Annotated in this window: 15 protein-coding genes; 5 read left to right on the top strand and 10 right to left on the bottom strand. The window is 35.3% G+C overall.

The genetic code is table 11. The features are described from left to right. Window positions 1-511: response regulator transcription factor (locus LIV57_RS22255; protein WP_227944370.1), on the bottom strand; the 511-nt coding region annotated here is incomplete at its 3' end. After that, the gene (locus tag LIV57_RS22250; protein ID WP_227944369.1) at window positions 504-3,512 is read right to left on the bottom strand and encodes a two-component regulator propeller domain-containing protein; all 3,009 of its coding nucleotides are present in this window, start codon (window positions 3,510-3,512) and stop codon (window positions 504-506) included. The genes LIV57_RS22255 and LIV57_RS22250, both read right to left, overlap by 8 nt. Window positions 3,513-4,068: 556 nt before the next feature. On the opposite strand from LIV57_RS22250, the gene LIV57_RS22245 reads away from it, so the two are divergent. Further along, window positions 4,069-4,539, top strand: coding sequence for a hypothetical protein (locus LIV57_RS22245; RefSeq protein ID WP_227944368.1), 471 nt, complete (start codon window positions 4,069-4,071; stop codon window positions 4,537-4,539). Window positions 4,540-4,576: 37 nt separating this feature from the next. Further along, entirely contained in the window at window positions 4,577-4,996 is a 420-nt protein-coding gene (locus LIV57_RS22240) for a helix-turn-helix domain-containing protein (RefSeq protein WP_227944367.1), read from the top strand. 441 nt (window positions 4,997-5,437) lie between these two features. On the opposite strand, the gene LIV57_RS22230 is transcribed toward LIV57_RS22240, so the two are convergent. Continuing rightward, complete coding sequence (locus tag LIV57_RS22230) at window positions 5,438-5,923, bottom strand: hypothetical protein (protein ID WP_227944365.1); 486 nt, start codon at window positions 5,921-5,923, stop codon at window positions 5,438-5,440. A 139-nt stretch (window positions 5,924-6,062) separates the two neighbouring features. On the opposite strand from LIV57_RS22230, the gene LIV57_RS22225 reads away from it, so the two are divergent. Next, window positions 6,063-6,470 (top strand): 5-fold beta-flower protein, encoded by a 408-nt coding sequence (locus LIV57_RS22225; protein WP_227944364.1) that lies wholly within the window; start codon window positions 6,063-6,065, stop codon window positions 6,468-6,470. A 122-nt stretch (window positions 6,471-6,592) separates the two neighbouring features. Then, the gene (locus LIV57_RS22220) at window positions 6,593-8,392 is read left to right on the top strand and encodes a POTRA domain-containing protein (RefSeq protein WP_227944363.1); all 1,800 of its coding nucleotides are present in this window, start codon (window positions 6,593-6,595) and stop codon (window positions 8,390-8,392) included. Between the two features lie 110 nt (window positions 8,393-8,502). Here LIV57_RS22220 and LIV57_RS22215 read toward each other — a convergent pair whose 3' ends face one another. From LIV57_RS22215 to LIV57_RS22185, 7 genes are all read right to left on the bottom strand, one after another. Continuing rightward, the gene (locus LIV57_RS22215) at window positions 8,503-8,961 is read right to left on the bottom strand and encodes an organic hydroperoxide resistance protein (RefSeq protein ID WP_227944362.1); all 459 of its coding nucleotides are present in this window, start codon (window positions 8,959-8,961) and stop codon (window positions 8,503-8,505) included. Between the two features lie 42 nt (window positions 8,962-9,003). After that, window positions 9,004-10,302: an epoxide hydrolase family protein gene (locus LIV57_RS22210; RefSeq protein ID WP_227944361.1), complete on the bottom strand. Its 1,299-nt coding sequence runs from the start codon at window positions 10,300-10,302 to the stop codon at window positions 9,004-9,006. Between the two features lie 274 nt (window positions 10,303-10,576). Further along, a complete protein-coding gene (locus LIV57_RS22205; protein ID WP_227944360.1) occupies window positions 10,577-11,383 on the bottom strand; it encodes an SDR family NAD(P)-dependent oxidoreductase in 807 nt (268 codons plus the stop codon). A 91-nt stretch (window positions 11,384-11,474) separates the two neighbouring features. Further along, window positions 11,475-12,062, bottom strand: coding sequence for a TetR/AcrR family transcriptional regulator (locus LIV57_RS22200; protein ID WP_227944359.1), 588 nt, complete (start codon window positions 12,060-12,062; stop codon window positions 11,475-11,477). Window positions 12,063-12,304: 242 nt separating this feature from the next. Next, window positions 12,305-12,898, bottom strand: coding sequence for an outer membrane beta-barrel protein (locus LIV57_RS22195; protein WP_227944358.1), 594 nt, complete (start codon window positions 12,896-12,898; stop codon window positions 12,305-12,307). Between the two features lie 7 nt (window positions 12,899-12,905). Continuing rightward, window positions 12,906-14,138 (bottom strand): PKD domain-containing protein, encoded by a 1,233-nt coding sequence (locus tag LIV57_RS22190; RefSeq protein ID WP_227944357.1) that lies wholly within the window; start codon window positions 14,136-14,138, stop codon window positions 12,906-12,908. Window positions 14,139-14,491: 353 nt separating this feature from the next. Then, window positions 14,492-17,491: a reprolysin-like metallopeptidase gene (locus LIV57_RS22185; RefSeq protein WP_227944356.1), complete on the bottom strand. Its 3,000-nt coding sequence runs from the start codon at window positions 17,489-17,491 to the stop codon at window positions 14,492-14,494. A 195-nt stretch (window positions 17,492-17,686) separates the two neighbouring features. Between LIV57_RS22185 and LIV57_RS22180 the strand changes: the two genes are divergently transcribed. After that, a partial coding sequence (locus LIV57_RS22180) for a tetratricopeptide repeat protein (protein ID WP_227944355.1) occupies window positions 17,687-18,842 on the top strand: 1,156 nt, incomplete at its 3' end.

Here is an 18,842-nt window from a genome sequence, read left to right as displayed (position 1 = left end):
TGGATATTTCAATATTCCCATACCCTTTCACCAACAGGTCAAATATTTCCTTTTCCCTTTCTGATAATATTTCAAGGGGGTTGATGGGAGTGTCCTTTTTGGCAGATGAAACGAGTTTTTTTACAATATCCGGAGAATAATAAGTTCCGGTGTCAAAGATTTGCTGAACGGCTTCCAGGATATTATTCTCATCCGATAATTTGTTAATGTAACCATCAGCACCTTCAATGATATATTGTACCGCAATATCATTGTCATATACCGAAAAAACCAGGATCTTAAGATTGGGCTGTATCGATTTTATTTCACCAATCATGCTCAAATATTTGCTTTCCGGCATGTTGATATCTAAGATGAGCAGGTCAAAAGACTCTGCATATAATCTTTCTGTGAGATCCTTATAGGACTCTGCACAGGATACTTTTACATCTTTGTAGTGGGATTCCAAAATCAGGGTAGTGCCTAATCTTACTACGAAGTGATCGTCGGCAATAATAATTTTTCTAGTCATCTTTTTGTTTTTTTATTTTAATTGATACGATTGTTCCGTTGGGGATATTATTTTTAAATTCAATTTTACCATTGATCATCATAAGCAGCTGGAGGATAAGATGTAATCCTAAACTGTATTTTTGCAAAACCAGCTTTTCATTTTCAATATTATCCTGAATTTTCACATAATAGTTCATCTGTTCAGCGCTCATCCCTTTACCCGTATCTTTTACCTCCAGGAAAAAGGTCCTGCTATCTTCCATAGTAGAAAGTTCTATGACTCCATTGGTGGTATTTTTAACCGCATTATCTATGAGATTATGAATGATAACAGCAATCACATTCTGATTGTTTTTCGAATAAGTCGGATTTTTAATCTTGTTGATAATAAGCGTATTTTGTTCTTTGGCCGCAACTTCAAATAGAGCTTTTTTAGTTTCTACCACCTCGTAAATATTATAGATTTCATTTTTTTCAGAAATATTATAAATTTCTGCATATTCCTTCAGGGTTTTCACGAAATTGTAAAACTCTAAAGAAGAGGTATAGAAGCTTTCGAAATATTTCTTTTGTATATAGCGGTCATGTTCGTCTGTCTCATACAGCTTTTGGGCTGTAATAGATAAATACTTTACGGGAGTAATGATGTCATGGCTTATTGTTTCCAATAGTTTTTTCTGCTGTACACTCTCTTTTCGGAGCTGTTCCTTGGTGTATTCCAGTTTTGAAACTGTCTGTGACAGTTTCCGGGTTCTGATGGCAATAATTCTTTCAAGTTTTCTTTTTTTCTGTTTCTGTCTTTTTATCCATATTTTAAAGAAGGTAAATGCAATAAGAGACAATAATAAAAGAATAAAGAACTTAAAAATAAGGGTTTGATGAAACAGGTATTTTACATTAATATTAATGGTTTTATAGATGTATTTCCCTTTCGGTGAGGTCAATACCCTCACCATAAGCTGATATTGGCCCGGCTCCAGGTTTGAGATATAATATTTGCCATCACTGCTTATCCTTTCCCATTTTTCGTTCTTAGAACCTTTCAGTTTTCCTTCGATAACGAGATTAGCCCTGTTAGCATAATAGGGAACATCTACTAAAATAATCGCTTTATAAAAATTGTTTTCCAGATTAATATTCTGTCTTTTTATAGTGCTTTTGGAATCATAAAATACAACCCTTTCCAAAAAAAAGTTGTTAGGGTAATAGCTTCTTATTTTTTCAGGATCAAAAAATACCAGTCCTTTGATGGATGGAAATACAAAATTTCCATTGGGAAGTGCTGCGGCACCTGGAGAACATCCACCATTAAACTCATTGGTATTAAAGCCGTCTTCTTTGCTGTAGCGGTAATAGTTAGGTGAGATTTTATTGTTTTGAGAATATTGCATCAGGTTATTTTTCAGTACTTTGAATAACCCATTATTGGTGCTGATCCAGAGAAAACCGTTTTTGTCTTCCAGAATGGTGTGTGAAAATGAAAGATGTCCGTTTTTATCTTCAGGCATTTTAGTGAGCTGGCCTTTATTATACAGAAAGAAGCCATTTCCCTGGGTCATGATCCAAAGATTCCCATCCTTGGTTTTGGTAATTTCCCTTACATGTAATGGTTCGGATGAAATCTTTTTAAGAATAAATGATGGACCTTCAATCGAATACAAAGCATCCCTGGTTCCTACCAGCCATTGATCATTACCCAGCTCTTGAACCGATGTAACGATATTGGGAATTGAAAATTGTAAAAACGGCTTTTCGAAAACAGAATCTTTATAAAAGCAAAGTTTAGATTGTAATGAAGGCAGGTGAAACGTTATAGCATAGCAGTGATTGACATTGAAAACATAAGGTGCTGTTTTTGTAAAATGTAAGGATTCATGTTTTGAATAACCGGAATTTTTGAAAAAACGAAGCAGTGAAATACCATTTTGAACAAAAATATTTTTTTGTGAATCATAAAATAAAAAATATTTGCTTGTAGTGTTAAAATGATACTGTTTTACCAGTCCGTCTTTATTGTATACATCTCCTGATGAAGTAATTACTTTATCATTTTCAAAAGGAAGTATGGAATAAAAAATATTTTCATAAGATTTGTTTGACCGATTGGCTACACGAAAATTATTAAACTTTACTACATTTAACCCATCCGATAATGTTCCGAGATATAATTTATTATTAACCTCATCATGATAAACAGATGCTAAAGAATTCTCATTGAGATTATAGTCTATCATTTTTTTTAATCCGATCTCATTGTTTTGATAGAATACCTTATACAATGAGTTATGATGAAAGATAAAGCATTGATTGTTAATCTGGCTCCAGTATACTTTGACATGTTTCCGGAAGAAAATCTCTGAAGCACGTAAATAACTCGCTTGCCCGGACGAAATTTTAATGATTTTTTTTAATTTCTTGTGGATAATAAAAATGTTTTGTCCAAAACAAAAAGTATCGGCGATATAATGCTTATGCAGTTCCTTTATTGATGCTATCTTTTTATCATTGTATTGTATAGTCCCATTATTAAACAGATGGTAGGAGTTCTTTTTGTCAAAATAAATGAAAAAGTTTTTATGATCTATTTTTTCAGGAGTTCCGTTTTTTACAAATAATCCATATAACCTGCTTTCATTCAGTATTTTTTTAGTGTAGCTGTTCATATGATGGAAAGCACTTACATTTCTTTTGGATAATACAACAATGTTTTCAGTATAAGCTGTAGAATTATAAATGGAATCTTTTTCGATACTTCCAAAAAAAGAAGTAAATCTGTTGTTTTTAAGGTTAAGATGATTATAGGTTACAAAATTATAGCCATCATAGCGCACTAACCCGTTTTCTGTACTCAGCCATATAAATCCGTATTTATCTTTCATAATGTCTTTTACACTATTCTGGGGAAGGCCGTTATCCGTGTCATACCATACAGAAGCTGCCTGCTGGCCGTCATAAAGTTGTATCCGGAATAATAGTAACACTATAAGTGCTGTACGGGACAGTAAAGGGAGTTGATGCATTTGTGTTTTATGAGATTGATTTATCATAAATGTAGTAAAAATAAATCATTGTTGAAAGAATTAAATGTCATTTAAAAACTACATGATACATAATTAAAAATTACAATATTGCTAATCTATTTTTACATAAATTATTTTACGCTTTTATAAGATTATCAGATATTTGCGTCGTTTATTTTAATGCTTTTTTTAACAGTTGGAAGTTAAAGAAATTCTCAAATTTTTTAAACAAAATCCCGTATATATTTCACTAAAACGAGATTTTTTTATTTATGATTTTAAAGAAATAAAGTGTTTTGCCTAATTAAATTATAAATGAAGTCTGTTTGTCTTAAAAAAACAAAAGATGAGTAACAAGTGAATGAGTGTAAACAGAAGACTAAGTATGATTAAAATTATAAAATAAAGTTTTTCTGATAATACTGCTGTTAGGGGGTTCAACCTGTATTTTCATACCAGCTGTCAGAACGAACGAAATAACAATGTTCTTTCATTGAACTCAGAATATATTTAGAGAAAATAAAATAATAATAGACACAATTTTGATAATTAAAGAATGATGAAAATAAATAATAAAAAAAGAGTAGATCATTATATGACTGTTCATTTAGCTGTGTTGGCATTCCTTTTTTTGAGCATTGGTATTCTCATATATTTGAAATACATCCTTACGTTAAAAATTTTTTCTTCGATGGCTTTGCTGGTACTCGTATATGGATTCTTAAAGAACCGGTTTGTATTTGAATATGAGCATTCCGGAAAGATGATTTCCATCAAAAGTTATCAATGGCCTTCAAACAGAGGAAAAATTTTGGTTTTAGAAACGCCGCAAAAGAAAATTGTAAGAATAGAAATACAGGAACAGACTTTTAGAAAATACTTAATCCTTCTTTTTTTGAATTCTTCAGGAAGAATATTAAGAAAAAATATTGATATCACCTTTTGTAGTGAGAATGAAATCAATCAGCTTTCAAAAGATATATCCAACAATTTAATGAAAGATAGATCAGGGACTTACTTCTTATAAAAAAATTGCTTTTTGAATACAGATAAATTAGTTTAAGATGGAAAATTTGAAAGACATTCATATTGGTGCTTTGATATATGAACTTGTCAATGAACAGGATATTACTATGAACAGGATCTGCAGATTCCTGGATTTAACAGAAAATGAGATTCTGGAAATGTATTCTAAGAAATCATTAGATGTGGAGATACTTCTGAAATGGTCAAAATTATTGAAATATGACTTTTTTCGTCTCTATTCCCATCATTTAATATTATACGCTCCTATCGCCGGCCAAAATAAAAACGGAGTACAATCAAAACTGCCTAAGTTCCGCAAAAGCCTATATACCAAAGAAATTATAGACTATATGATGGAACTTTTAGAAAATAAACAAAAAACCACTAAAGAAATCATTAATCACTACGGAATTCCCAAGTCAACATTGAATAAATGGATAAGCAAATACAGACAATAAATACAGGCCCTGATTATAAAAAGATTTACCATGATTTCATAAAGTCCAAATGCCCTGATAAATGGGAAAATGTAAAGCGATATCTGTCAAAAGAATCCATGTCTTTATCTGATGTTTTGAAAGTTAATAATATTATTTTTGTTGACAGGATATCCGAAAACCAAAAATTCAAATCCTATGATAAAGAGGCTATTTTTGAAATGCTTACTTATCAAAAAAAACATAAACTAAATAACAGTCAGCTAGCAAGGCATTTTAAATTAAGCCGAAATACTGTTACAAAATGGAGACGTATTTTCTTATTATAATCTGTGTATGGTAATTACTGCGTTCTTAACAACTAGAAAATAGAAAACTTAGAGTGAAAATTCCACTCTAAGTTTTTGCATCTGATATAAGCTGTTTTTTTAAATAATAATAATTTTAGACTTTATCCTGCCTCTATTTCTTTGCCTGTAGAGACAAGTTATCCATATAAACAGCCTGATGTACTCCGTTCAGCAGAACTTTCAATCCTAAATGAGAATCTTTCTTCAAAGAAACCGTAAATGTTTTTTTCTCTCCTGTTATTTTGGAAGGTTTGGTAATTGCCGTATAGGCTTTTACATCAGAAGGATTATCTACTGAGAAAAGTTCTAATGTTGTTTCTCCTCCGTTATCAGAAAGGTCAAGAGACAGCGTATAGGTTCCGGCTTTAATTTCGGGAGTTACCAGATACATATTTTCTCCCGGATTGCTCATGGAGTAGAATATAATTCTTTTGTCACTAGCATAAAGCATCGCTTTCCCGGATTGAGCGGTCCAGCATTTATGAATATCTTTCCAGGTATCAAAACTTTCTGCAAGAGAGGCCACCGGCTTACACTGTGCTTTAGCTGTTAGAAAGCCTCCTGTCATAATTATTCCCGTAAGTACAAATTTTTTCATGTATTATTTTTATTTATAATGAGTAAAAATAACAAAAAAGGTGTTTACCGGATGCTTTTGTTTTATGATTTAAATTAGTTTTAGTTTGTTGAGAAAAAAGAGAATCTTAACTTAGACTGAGGTAAAACTTTAAAAAGGGATGAAAAAAATACTATTTTTAATGGTCTCAGTAACAGGCATGATACTGACAAAAGCACAAACCATTGAATCCGGCAGCCGAAGCACCTTAGGATATATTAAAAGTGACGGAACGATTGAGAACAGCAGCCATTCCACCGTAGGTTATATCAGGAGTGACGGTACTATTGAAGACCGCAGCCGTTCTACAATTGGCTATATCAGAAACGACGGAACCATTGAAAATAAAAGCCGTTCCACAGTGGGATATGTAAAGGAAGACGGAACAGTAGAAAATAGCAGCCGCTCTACTTTGGGGTATATTAAAGAGGACGGAACCGTTGAAAACGCCAGCCGCAGTACAATAGGCTACGCTTATGGTATAAAAAAAGAATGGGTTGCCGTGGTTTATTTCTTTTTTAAGATGTAGAAAAAATGATGATAAGGGCCTGCTTTCACTATTTTATCATAAAAATTGTTTCTTTATCTATTTATCAGGCCTTATTGGCTTGCAAATTGATACAACAAACTTTATTGAATTTTTGATGACTAATGGCTAGAACGACTGTAACTCTGATTTTCCTTTTAAGCGGTTTTTTCTTTTTAAATGCACAGGAAAAGAAAGATTCGCTGTATTACAAAATAGAAGAATTTTCAGATAAGAGAAAAGTTACCAAATTCATTCACCGTTTTATATTTCGTAGAGAGCCGGATTCCACTTCCGTGAAGTCCAATACTGAAAAGCTTTTACAAAATACTTATAACAAAAAAATTATCAGAAATGTTAGGATAGAAACCATTGACCCTTTTGGATATGGCTCTAATGACAGTAAGGAAATAGGTAAATGGTATGATTGGATAAAGGATCACCTTCATTCCAGTACCAGAAGATCAACAATCAATAATTTTTTACTTTTTAAAGAAGGAGAAGAGTACAATGCCCAAAAACTCTACGAATCTGAACGTTTGCTGAGAACAATGCCTTTTATCAACAGAGTTAATATCAGTGTTTCCGACAGCACTTCCAGTAAAGATTCTATAGATGTTGTGGTAAAGGTATTGGATTCCTGGAGTCTGAAGCCGAGAATCAGTTATTCCGGAAGCAAAATTGGTTTGGGGGTTACGGAAGAAAATGTATTGGGACTGGGACATACACTGGACTTTCTTTACAGAAACGACTCCAAAGAAAAGCAGGATTATCTTTTAGGCAGCTATACTACCCATAATCTTTTTGGTACCTATATCAATGCCCAGATTCTCGGAGAACGGGACTTTTCAAAAAATGAAAGAATTAATTTCAGCCTCAGAAGAGACTTTTTCTCCCCTTTGACGAAATGGGCGGGAGGTTTTACATTTGAATATTTTATGCGGAAAGTTTTACTTCCGATAAATACGGATACCACTTTTCCGGAAGTTCAGATCAAAGTGTACAGTCAGGATTTATGGGGAGGTTATCAGATTCCGGTTTCATCGGATCCTAGTGAAAAAGTTTCCAGCAATATTGCCATCATAGGAAGATTTCAGAACTATAAGTACAAAGACAGCCCGGGAATAGATCAGTATCAATATTTCAGTTCTTACAACAGTTTCCTGATGTCTGTAGGGTTTATTCAGAGAAACTTTTCGGTTCAGAAAAATATTTTCCAGTATGATTTGCCGGAGGATATTGCTTATGGTAATTCTGTCAATATCATTGCCGGAGGCTTGTCAAGAAATAAAGAAGTGAATCCGTATGTGGGAATTTCTGCATCTTACGGACGTTTTACAAAATTGGGATATTTCACGGTGAAAGCACAGTTTGGAAGGTTTTTTAATGAAGACAGCCAGAACAGAGAATCTTTCCGTTTTGACGGAACTTATTTTACAAACCTCACGGACTGGAAATTTGCCAAAGCAAGACATTTCTTCTCTCCAACTCTGGCATTGGGAAATCCACAGCATAATTATTCGTATAAGGATAGGATCAACCTTTCTTCTACAGACGAGTTCCCCGTTTATAATTCTGATTATATCGGGACAAAAAAAATAGTGCTGAGGTATCAGCTTCAGTTGTTTATTAATAAAACATGGAAGAATTTTCACTTCAGTCCATATTTAACGACTGCAGTGGGCTGGCTCGGAATGCCTGATGATAAGCTGTTTAAAACTAAGGCCAACACAAAAATCGGGATAGGTGTTTTAATTAATAATCCTTATCTGGTTTTCAACAGGATTCAGATTTCTTTCATGTATTATCCGCGTGTTCCTTTTGATAATAATTCTGTTTTTGACTTTAACAGTAACAGGAATAATCTTTTACCATTGAACAGCTTTGCCACGGATGTTCCTCATTTTGTCAATTTTGGAAATTAATATAACAGACCTTTATATCCGGATTATTTTTTCAGACAGATTTCAACAAAAGAAACCTTCCTTGCTTTTGGCAGGGAAGGTTTTAATCAAAATGATAAACATTCTGAAAACTAAACCACTACATCGATCTTTACATTAATATTTCCGCGGGTTGCTTTTGAATAAGGACATGTTGCATGAGCGGTTTCCACAACTTTTCTGGCTTCATCTATTGCAAGGCCTGGCAGAAGGATTTGTAGGTGAGCCTGCAGGAAAAATCCGTCGTCATTGGTGGCAAGGTCTACAGAGGTATTGACAGATAAGTCCTGAGGAAGAGTAATTCCAGTTTTTGAAGCACCCAAATGCATAGCTCCGATAAAACATGCCGACCATCCTGCTGCCAATAGCTGTTCCGGATTGGTTCCGTTTCCTTTTGAACCGGGAGAGGTTAATTCAATATCTAACTTTCCGTCACTGCTTTTTGCTTCTCCGTTACGGCCTCCGGTTACAATGACATTACCGGAATACAACACTTTACTGATATTGATTACTGTTGTATTTTCTACTTCCTGAATGGTATTTAATTCCATATTTTTATTATTTAGATTAAACGATATTGTTGATTGATATTGTTAAAGTTTTTTCCTTAACTCTTTGAAAGCGGCTCTAAGCTCTTCCGTAAAGACCTGCGGCTGTTCCCAGGCTGCAAAATGGCCGCCTTTTGAAGCTTTATGATAATAATATAAAGTAGGATACGCCTGCTTCGACCAGCTTTCCGGAGCCCGGTAAATCTCATGAGGAAATACCGAAATAGCTACAGGAACTTTGATGTCTTTTGTCTTCTGCGCCTCGGCACTGAAATTATTCTTGTTATTTTCCCAATAGAAACGTGAAGAAGACGCTCCCGTATTGGTAAGCCAGTAAAGGGTAATATCATCGAGGATAGCATCACGGCCAATGACATTCTCGGGATGAAGATCACTTTCACTCCATTCTGCAATTTTTTCGTAAAGGAATGCTGCTAAGGCTGTTGGAGAATCAGAAAGCAGGTATCCTGTTGTCTGTGGACGTGTTACCATCATTCCCCCGTAAGCTGCATTTCTTCCAAAGAATTTACTCATTGCATTGTATGCTTTTGCTTCTGAGGCAGAAAGTCCTGATGGGGCGGGATCACCGGCATTGATCGGTTTTACAAATTCGGCAGGAATGGTAGCCGGCATGGTAAGGTGAATTCCTAAAAGACCTGAAGGAGCCTGTTTTGCTAATGCATCAGAAATAACGGAACCATGGTCGCCACCTTCAGAAACATACTTTTTGTAACCGAGTCTTTTCATCAGTACATCCCATGCACGGGCAACGCGGTCAGGGTTCCAGCCAAGCTCGGTAGGAATCTCTGAAAAACCATATCCCGGAATAGCTGGTATAATGACATCAAAGGCATCACTTGCTTTTCCTCCGTATTGAACAGGATCTGTTAATGGACCTATTGTATTGATAAACTCCAGTGGAGAACCCGGCCAGCCATGGGTAAGGATCACAGGCATAGCATTTGGTTCCTTTGAACGTACATGGATGAACTGGATGTCAAGCCCGTCAATTTTTGTTACAAATTGGGGAAGTGAATTCAGCTTATCTTCCACTTTTCTCCAGTCGTATCCGTTGCCCCAATAGGTGATCAGCTCTTTTAACTGTTCAAGCTGAATGCCCTGGGAAGCATCTTTCACTGTTTCCTTATCCGGGAATCGGGTTTCGGAAATCCTTTTTTTAAGATCATCCAGCTGAGATTGCGGGATACTGATGTGAAAAGGCCGGATACTGGTATCATTTTTTGATGATAGAGTAGCAGTCTCAATTTTTTGCGCTTTAAAAATAGCAGGCGTACCTAAGATAAAAATTGCTGCTAACAGGATTGTTGAAATTGTTGTTTTCATTGTTTTGCTGTATTAGATTTTAAATCTGTTTTTTCTTTTTTGATGAGACAAAATTATACCCTGAGATACGCCTGGGAAACGAGTAATGTGTTCAAATAGCCATATTTCACAGCGAAACAGACATTTCAGATCGTGAACAGGAAAAAGTTATCAATAGGGAGACAGAGGAGAAGTGTTGCTACGGAAAAAGGGAGAGTTGCCGGCCTAAAAAAAGATAAAAAATAAGCTCTGTTTTACTATAACGGAGCTTATTTTGTTGATGCATTTTTGGAAATTATCCGTGGGCTTCTACAGATACATCATTCCATTCTTCCCAAACCTTTAGGCGCTGTTCGTAATTCTGTTTTACAAATGGAAGCGCTACTTTTCCGAGTAATAAACGCAGTGGAGGATTTTCAGTTTCTGCTAACTTTATCAAGGCCGGTGCTGTCGCTTCAACGCTTCCGAAAGATGTTTCGGATTCCGAGAACGCTTTTTTAACGTTGTCGTAAACCGGATTACTTTGTGTATTAATTCCTGTATGCCAGATATTGGAAGCGTAGCCATTAGGTTCTACCAAAGTTACATTAATTCCAAAGCCTTTTACTTCTGTTGCTAAAGTTTCGCTTAATCCTTCCAGTGCAAACTTAGATGCATTATAAAGTCCCATGGTTGGTAAAGTAGCCAATCCTAAAATAGAAGAAACCTGAATGATATGACCACTTTTCTGATCTCTCATAATGGGAAGCACCGCCTGTGTAAGCCATAAAGTTCCAAAGAAATTCGTTTCAAACTGTGCTCTTGCTTCCTGTTCGTTGGTTTCTTCCACCGCACCTGTTAGTGCATATCCTGCATTATTAATCAGAATATCAATGCTGCCGAAGTGTTGGTGTACTTTCTGAACTACTGATAATGATTCCTCTCTTTTATCTACATCTAAGGTTAAAGGCAATACGGAATCTCCATATTTTTCTTTTAAATCATCAAGCGTTTCTACATTTCTGGCTGTTGCAGCCACTTTGTATCCTTTGGCTAAAAAGGCTTCTGCCCATGCTTTTCCGAAACCTTTTGATGCACCTGTAATTAAAACTGTTTTTGACATTGTTCTGTTTTTTAAATTGTTATGATTATATTTTTTAAAAGAATTATTTCATACATAAATGACCGATCGGTCATATTTTGAATAAAAAAAATTACACCGTATTTTCTTCAATCATTTTTTTAAGATTTTTGACGATAGTTATCATTTTATCGTTATTACCAGCCATTCTTGACATTAAGTGTCCACCTTCAAGCATGGCAAACAAAACTGTTGCAAAACCTTCCGCATCCCATTCCGCTCTGAATTCTTTATTGGAAATTCCTTTTTCTAAAATACCGGAAATTAATTTTTCTCCCTGTTTTATTCCATTGTTTACCTTTCCTTTAACGACTGGATTGGTATCATCAGCTTCTGTTCCAAAGTTTAGCAGGGGACACCCGCCAACTACAGGCGGATGATTGGGATCACTAAAAAAATCAATATAGGCGAATAACTGTTCTCTGGAAGTTTTAAATCTGCTTAAAGTTTTTTGAAGTTGATCAGTCAGCATTTGCATATTATGCTCAACAGCAGCACAGGCAAGTACTTCCTTATTTTCAAAATGAACGTACATACTGCCTTTAGACAACTTGGTGGCCTCCATAATATCACTCATAGAAGTAGCTGCAATCCCTTTTGTATTAAAAATAGGTGCTGCTTTTTCTATAATGAACTGTCTGGTTTCCTCCCCTTTTGCCATAATAATAGTAGATAATGATGCAAATATATGACCGATTGGTCATAAAAGCAAATTTTCTTTGATTTAATTCTGAAAAAATTATCAGTTAATAACAATAAAACAGCCAGAACCTCTATGATAAGACATTTTGTTTCTATTTATCATACATTTATCTTTACTATTTGTTTTTAACTTGAAATAAGGTATACAAGGTTAAAATCTTATTCTGTTTTACTGATGATACAACAGAATAAGATTAACAATTAAAGCTGATAGCTGATCCCTAAATTAATTATACCTTTATATCCAAATCCTAATTCTGCAAACCCTGCAATTTTTCCACCTATTCTTACACCTGCTCCTATCACCTGAAAGTTGAAAGAACTGCTTTTGGAAGATACACTTTGAACATCTGACTGATTAGGACTAAGTTTTTCATTTGAAAAAGTATATCCTAAACCAACCCCTGAATACATTCTGAACTTGGGTTTCGAGATATAGGAATAAGTACTATTGACAGCCAGTGTATATATATCATTCTTCTGGCTCGCTACAGTAAGGTTTTGTTTATTAACAGAAGCTGTATATCTTTCATAAACAAGATCTGTACCGATGGTCCAATTATCTTTAACTGCATAATTGTAACCAATAAAAAGAGCTCCGGAATGTTTTTCATCAGTAGTTTTCGTTTCACTAAATGGTGCTATGATAATATCTGTGAAGACTTTGCCGATTTCGTTGGAAGAAAGAACACCATAACCTGCCTTGATCTCTGAAGTGCCTTTTTGCTGGGCATTGAGCAGAACTACATTAGAAATTAAAAAGCAAATTAGAGTTTTGTTTAGATTGTTTGTCATAAAGTTATTACTTAAATATTTTGATGTTTTTTTGTTGATTGTTTTGGAAAATGATGTTTACGATATACATTCCTTTCTGATACTGTGAAAAATTTATCTTATGATCAGCGATTTCCGTACCTGAGATGCTGGAAACCCTTATTCCTTCACTATTGTAAATGATTATTTCTTTTACCTTTTCCTTACTTATGATATAGGCAACATCTTTCACAGGATTAGGATAAAATATAAGTTCAGGCTGTCTGCCAATATCCATAATTCCTAAAGACCCAATAGTAATTGTTTTGCTGAAAGTTTCTGCACAGGAGTTTTTGCTGACCGTAAGTGAGACTGTATAAGTTCCCGAGGCAGTATATTGATGAACAGGATTCAATGAAGAATCGGTGATGCCATCGCCAAAGTTCCATGATACAGATGTGTAATTGGCGGAATGATTGGTGAAATTTACAGTTGTTCCGTTAATTCCTGCTGTAAAATCTGAATGAAGGTGAAACGTATTACTATTCCATTGTGGCGGATTATTAAAAAAAACAAGATCTGCAATATTCTGAAAGTTTTCGGCTGTGTTTTGAGGTATTCCGTTATAAAAAGTGGATGGAAATACATGATCCTGAAAAATTGCAGAATACATAGTGGCTGCCACAAGATAACTTCCTTTAGGTCCAGGATGAATATCGTTATAAGATCCGTGAAGAGCCAGATCCTGGGAAGAATTGTAGTAATGTCTTGCAGATTCTCCGGCAGGAACCATTTCCACCTGCATCAGGTTAGACATCTTCGTAATGGAATCCTTAATTTTTTTCTGAAAAGCAAAATAGGTGTTGTATTCATTGGCAGATGGAACTCCATAGGGAATTTCATACAGAAAAATCTTAGAGCAAGGACTGTATTTTCGGATAGAATCCCTGATTTTACGGCCGCGTTCAGCAGTAACACTAACCGGAAAAGAATGGCCGGCAGATTCAGCAGTTCCGGGCTGCATGATCACATATTTATAGTTTTTAGATCTTATCTTTTGATACAATGAAGCATCATCTACATGATTCACAAATCCGGTTCCTCCGGGAGTATGTGTTGTTACAGATAGATTTTTCCCTTTTGAAGCCGCTATATTTTTAAAAATTTCAGGCATGTCATTAAAATAGGTGACGCTGTTTCCTATAAACAGAACCTCATCAGACTGGCAGAATGATAACACTGAAAAACCAGTACATATAAGAAAGAGTAGTTTTTTTATCATAGAGTATTTTTTTGAGAGTTATTTAAAAAAGGTACCTGCAGAAAACCACTTATCATGCAGGTACACAACACAAACGATGATTAAAAATGTTTTTTATCAATATAGAGCTATATACTTTTCTTTATCCGTTTTTTAATTATTAAACCTTTTAAAAGTACCTGCAGGAAACCCAATCTATACTGCAGGTACTGCATTAAAAGGTGTTTAAAATGAAAATGTTAGTTTATTTACTTTGTTAGAGATTTTGATTTACTATGAGTTAATGACTGGGTTTATTTTTTTTAATTGACTTAGAAAAGTACCTGCAGGCATCACGTATAACCTACAGGTACACGGTACACTAATTATTACAACTATTTCTTGATTAGTTTTGTATGATAAGTCGCCTTATCATCTTTTATCGTGATCACATACACTCCTTTGATCAATGAGGCAACACTGATTCTTTTTCCGTCCGGTTTTCCTTCCTGAACAAGTCTTCCGTCTGCACTGTAAATTTTGTAATCAGCTTTACCTTTCAGATTTTTTACCTCTACAAATGTATCCGCAGGATTAGGGTAGATTTCAAGATCAGAAGATGACTGAACGGACTCCTTAACTCCTAGTGCTGCATTGATCTTTACAGAAAAATCCCATACCGAACCATGAGAGATAATATCACCATTGGCATCTACGAAAGGACTTGCACATGCATCAGCTGAAGCATTGAAAAATCCGCTGGCTACTCTCATTCTTAATGTTTTGTCACCATTGTAAGCATTGGCCGGAACTGCAAATGCAAAACTTCCCTGATGTCTTTTATTGGCATCAGGAGCTGCGCCGTTAATCCCAATTCTTTCTGAAGCTTCAAATACTCCGTTTCTGTTGTAATCAATCCATGCCTGTACCCAATCCTGATAGTTTCCTCCAGCACGGTTAGCATACACAATATAGTTCATATTATATTGCGCACCCTGAGTAAGCTGAATCAGTTTGGCAGGGTCTTCCGAATAATCTTTATAAGCGTGCTGAACGGTTGTCCCATTTCCAGCTAAATCCACATTGGCTAAAGTCACTCTTAATATTCCACTGAAATATGGACTGATTGTAGTGTTTCCTCCTGTAGTCATCAGGCAGTAATCATATCCGGTGCGCAATCCTTTTGTTTTAAAATTATACACAGGAGAAAATGCTCCGGGAACATTATTAATCACAGTGGCTACACGAACTTCATAAGAAGTTTCATCTTCAAGATTATTTAATAGCACAGAACTAACCAGGCTGGCAGCATTGGACCAGTTTGCTGTTCCTGCTTTCCTGTAATTCACGGAATAGGTTGCTCCCGGTACATGGTTCCATGAAACAGTTGCTGAGGTTTTTAATATATCATTATCGAACGCGGTAAGTCCCGTTGGTGGATTATTTAAAGAAGCGGGAGCATTTCCTACGGTCAGTGTAGGAGAAACGGCATAAAATATATTTCCTACTGCTGAAATTCGCAGTTTAATATTTCCCTGAAGCGCAGCAGGCATCTGTATTTCAAAACTTCCGTCATTAGGCGTTGAAGCCACCAGTTCTGTCCATGCTGATCCGTTAACCAGATCGGTTGTATATTCAATCTTTACATTGGCAGCATTATAGGGAGCAAGGTTGGTATTGGCAACATCCCAGGAAATGGTATTGGAAGCATTATTATACAACGTAGTAGAAGGAGTTAATCCTTTGAATTTGAAAGGTCCGTCATTTCCAACGGTTACTGTATTTTCTGCAGAAATCGTTAAAGGTCTGTTCGGGTTATTATCACGTACTGTTACCGCGTAATGTAATACTCTGGGAATGTATGAAACTGTTTCCCATGTGTCTTTATTCGTCAGTTTACCACTCATTACAACAGGCAGGCTAGGGAAATATCTTCTTCCCGAAGCCACTGCAGGAAAAGAACGGGTAAGTGAACCTTCAGGATTGAATCCCCAGCCGCTGTCTCCTGAGATTGAGCTTGTAGAGCCTACGCTGTCATACTGTTCCCAGTTATAGGTAAACTGATCCCCGTTGGCATCTACTGCATTGGCATCCAGGTAATAGGCTGTACCTTTGGGAATAGTATAGGAAATCAGCGGGGTAATAGCTGGTGCATTATTGGCAATATTTTCAGCTACGCCGCACCCAACTTTACCTTCAAGGTTGTTAAGGATTTGATTGATGGACGAATAGTGGAAATAGGCATCACTGTTCATCTGAACATTATTGGCTGTGATCCCTGCATAGGCCATAATGGTTGTTCCTCCTCCCGGTTCTATATTGACATCTGAGCTTTCAGTAACTGTAGAAAAAGTGTGGTTACCTCCAAGCTGATGTCCCATTTCATGAGCTACATAATCAATATCAAAGGTGTCTCCCACAGGATTCTGATTTTGTGTAAACGCAGAACCTTTACCTAACGGTTCTGCTGCGGTAGGGTTGGTACATATACATCCTATGCATCCTGCATTTCCATTTCCTCCGGCGGCATTAAAGACATGTCCTATATCATAATTGGCATTGCCTACCTGAGCAGTTAAGGTTTGTTGAAGCTGCCCGTTCAAATCATTGGTGTATGGATCATTGGCCGGATTGGCATAGATGATATTGGGGAAATTCTGTATGGTAAGATGGATTGCAAATTCTTTTTCAAAAACACCATTGACACGAGTCATAGTAGCATTCATCTGGGCTACAGCTCCTGCCATCCCTCCGAAATGAGTAGTATATTCACCCGTTGCAGACAAGGCAAGCCTGTAGGTTCTGTATCTTGAGGCAGCAGGTCTTCCGGTAATGTTGATTCCGGCAAGTTTATTTTTTCCGGAATTTTTTAAAGATTTGATGTCCAGTTCCTTTTTGCCTTCCATACTGCAGCTAAAGCCATGCTCAGACTCTGTTCTTTCGGTTTTATAGAATACTCCATAGGTTTTTTTATCTGTTGTGACAGGTTCTATAAACTGGAAGATACCGTCTTTAATAATCATTGACTGTATTTCTGTAGGGGATGTACTGAATCTTACATATTTGGAGGGGTCATCAATTCCCACTCCTACATAAGATCCTAATCCATATTTTTCAGCCAAGGATTTTTCCATCACAGGATTGCTGTACACCGCAAACTTTTCTATGGTTCCTTCTGCCGTTGGTAATTGAATCGTTACTGCTCTTGCATTGGCGCCGGTTTCCTCAGCGTTTTTTAATAACTGTATCAACGCATTGATATCTGTTTTGTAAGCATACTTGATTTTTACCTCTCTCCTGATTTCAGACACTTTCTGGGAAGAGGGTTCCCATCTTTGGGCGTTGGAAAGACAGAAACCTGAAATCAAAAATAATGATAATAGAGTTTTTCTCATTTTAAAAATTAGGTATTTAAATAGTGGTATTGTGAAGAATGAATATAATATTCGGGTATTCAAAAGTAATTGCTAATTTTGTATTATAAACAATGTAATATTGCGATTTTTGCACGTAGTGTATGTAATACGTATGTATTTTTTGTTATATAGTAATAGTGTAGTATAATATTGTATTTTAATTCTGATCATATTATGATGAAAAAACTGACTGTTTTATTCTTTTTTATTTCTTCCTTTTTCTATTCACAACATACAGAAGAAGAATTAAAGAATGTGCTGTTTGATATCGAATTTTCTACTGCCGGATCAAAGGAAATTGAGAAGATTGACAGTCTTATTAAGGTGTGTAAGAAAAATTCTTATAATGATTGTGTTGCATTAGGGTATCTTAAAATAGGTAATATTTATTACAGAGATAATGATACGAAGAGGGCTCTTTATTATATCAATAAAGTAGAAAAAGACCATCTCATCAATTCAGATACTGATTTTGAGGTGCTATTTTACCTCCGCGTACAAAAAGCTGCTCTATACCAGAAATTAGGTGAAAGAGTTACTGCCTTAAAACAATTGGATGAAATTTGTGATGAGGTAATGAAATCAGATAATGCTTATTTTAATTATATTATGAATTTACAATACGCAGGTATAAATTATGATTTAAATAAAAAAGAAGAAACCTTAAAATATTATAAAAAAGCTTACAAATATTCTAAAATTTATAGAGAAAACAAAGGTAATCGCTATCGTGTCGATAAAAATAGATTAAACAATAGTTACACAATTTCTGCGGATTTGGCTGGGATATATCTTGAATTAAATAAGCCAGATTCTGCAAAAGTATATATTGATGAAGCTATTCAAAACGAAAAAAAGATCAATGAGATTTCCATGAGATTTGTTACTTCATTGAATGCCGGAAAGTATTTCAAAGCGGTTAAAAATGTTAAAAAAGCTCAATATTATTTGTGGATTTGCAAAAGTATTGTGGAGAATTACTATAAAATTGATAATTATCAAATGCAAGTTGCAGAGGAGCTTAAGGGGTTATATGAAAGTATTGGTCAAAAAGACAGCATCGGTTATTATTCTAACTGGCTTCTGCAAATAGAATCTTCTAACATTTCACAAAATAGAGCTTTAAATGACGCCATAGATAGGCAAAATGAAATAGAAAAAAATAACATTAAGAAAGAAGCGAAAAGCCTTTTTTTAATCCTATCGTTGAGTATTGCCGCATGTCTTCTTTTTATATTTCTTTTCCTGTATTATTATAGAAAGCACAAAAGTAAAAATCTGGATAAAATTGATATCCCACATCAGCCATCTGTAGATGAAAGTGCTTTTA

The sequence above is a fragment of the Chryseobacterium sp. X308 genome (assembly GCF_020733145.1).
GTDB lineage: Bacteria > Bacteroidota > Bacteroidia > Flavobacteriales > Weeksellaceae > Chryseobacterium > Chryseobacterium cupriresistens.
The sequence above is the reverse complement of the archived record's forward strand: the minus strand, read 5'-3'. Positions and strand labels throughout refer to the sequence as shown.

Bases quoted from the DNA above. Each gene is read 5' to 3' on its own strand.
- LIV57_RS22200 (WP_227944359.1), bottom strand. From the start codon at position 12,062: ATGGCAAAAGGGGAGGAAACCAGACAGTTCATTATAGAAAAAGCAGCA.
- LIV57_RS22220 (WP_227944363.1), top strand. From the start codon at position 6,593: ATGGCTAGAACGACTGTAACTCTGATTTTCCTTTTAAGCGGTTTTTTC.
- LIV57_RS22245 (WP_227944368.1), top strand. From the start codon at position 4,069: ATGATGAAAATAAATAATAAAAAAAGAGTAGATCATTATATGACTGTT.
- LIV57_RS22240 (WP_227944367.1), top strand. From the start codon at position 4,577: ATGGAAAATTTGAAAGACATTCATATTGGTGCTTTGATATATGAACTT.
- LIV57_RS22190 (WP_227944357.1), bottom strand. From the start codon at position 14,138: ATGATAAAAAAACTACTCTTTCTTATATGTACTGGTTTTTCAGTGTTA.
- LIV57_RS22195 (WP_227944358.1), bottom strand. From the start codon at position 12,898: ATGACAAACAATCTAAACAAAACTCTAATTTGCTTTTTAATTTCTAAT.
- LIV57_RS22250 (WP_227944369.1), bottom strand. From the start codon at position 3,512: ATGCATCAACTCCCTTTACTGTCCCGTACAGCACTTATAGTGTTACTA.
- LIV57_RS22215 (WP_227944362.1), bottom strand. From the start codon at position 8,961: ATGGAATTAAATACCATTCAGGAAGTAGAAAATACAACAGTAATCAAT.
- LIV57_RS22225 (WP_227944364.1), top strand. From the start codon at position 6,063: ATGAAAAAAATACTATTTTTAATGGTCTCAGTAACAGGCATGATACTG.
- LIV57_RS22205 (WP_227944360.1), bottom strand. From the start codon at position 11,383: ATGTCAAAAACAGTTTTAATTACAGGTGCATCAAAAGGTTTCGGAAAA.
- LIV57_RS22185 (WP_227944356.1), bottom strand. From the start codon at position 17,491: ATGAGAAAAACTCTATTATCATTATTTTTGATTTCAGGTTTCTGTCTT.
- LIV57_RS22230 (WP_227944365.1), bottom strand. From the start codon at position 5,923: ATGAAAAAATTTGTACTTACGGGAATAATTATGACAGGAGGCTTTCTA.
- LIV57_RS22210 (WP_227944361.1), bottom strand. From the start codon at position 10,302: ATGAAAACAACAATTTCAACAATCCTGTTAGCAGCAATTTTTATCTTA.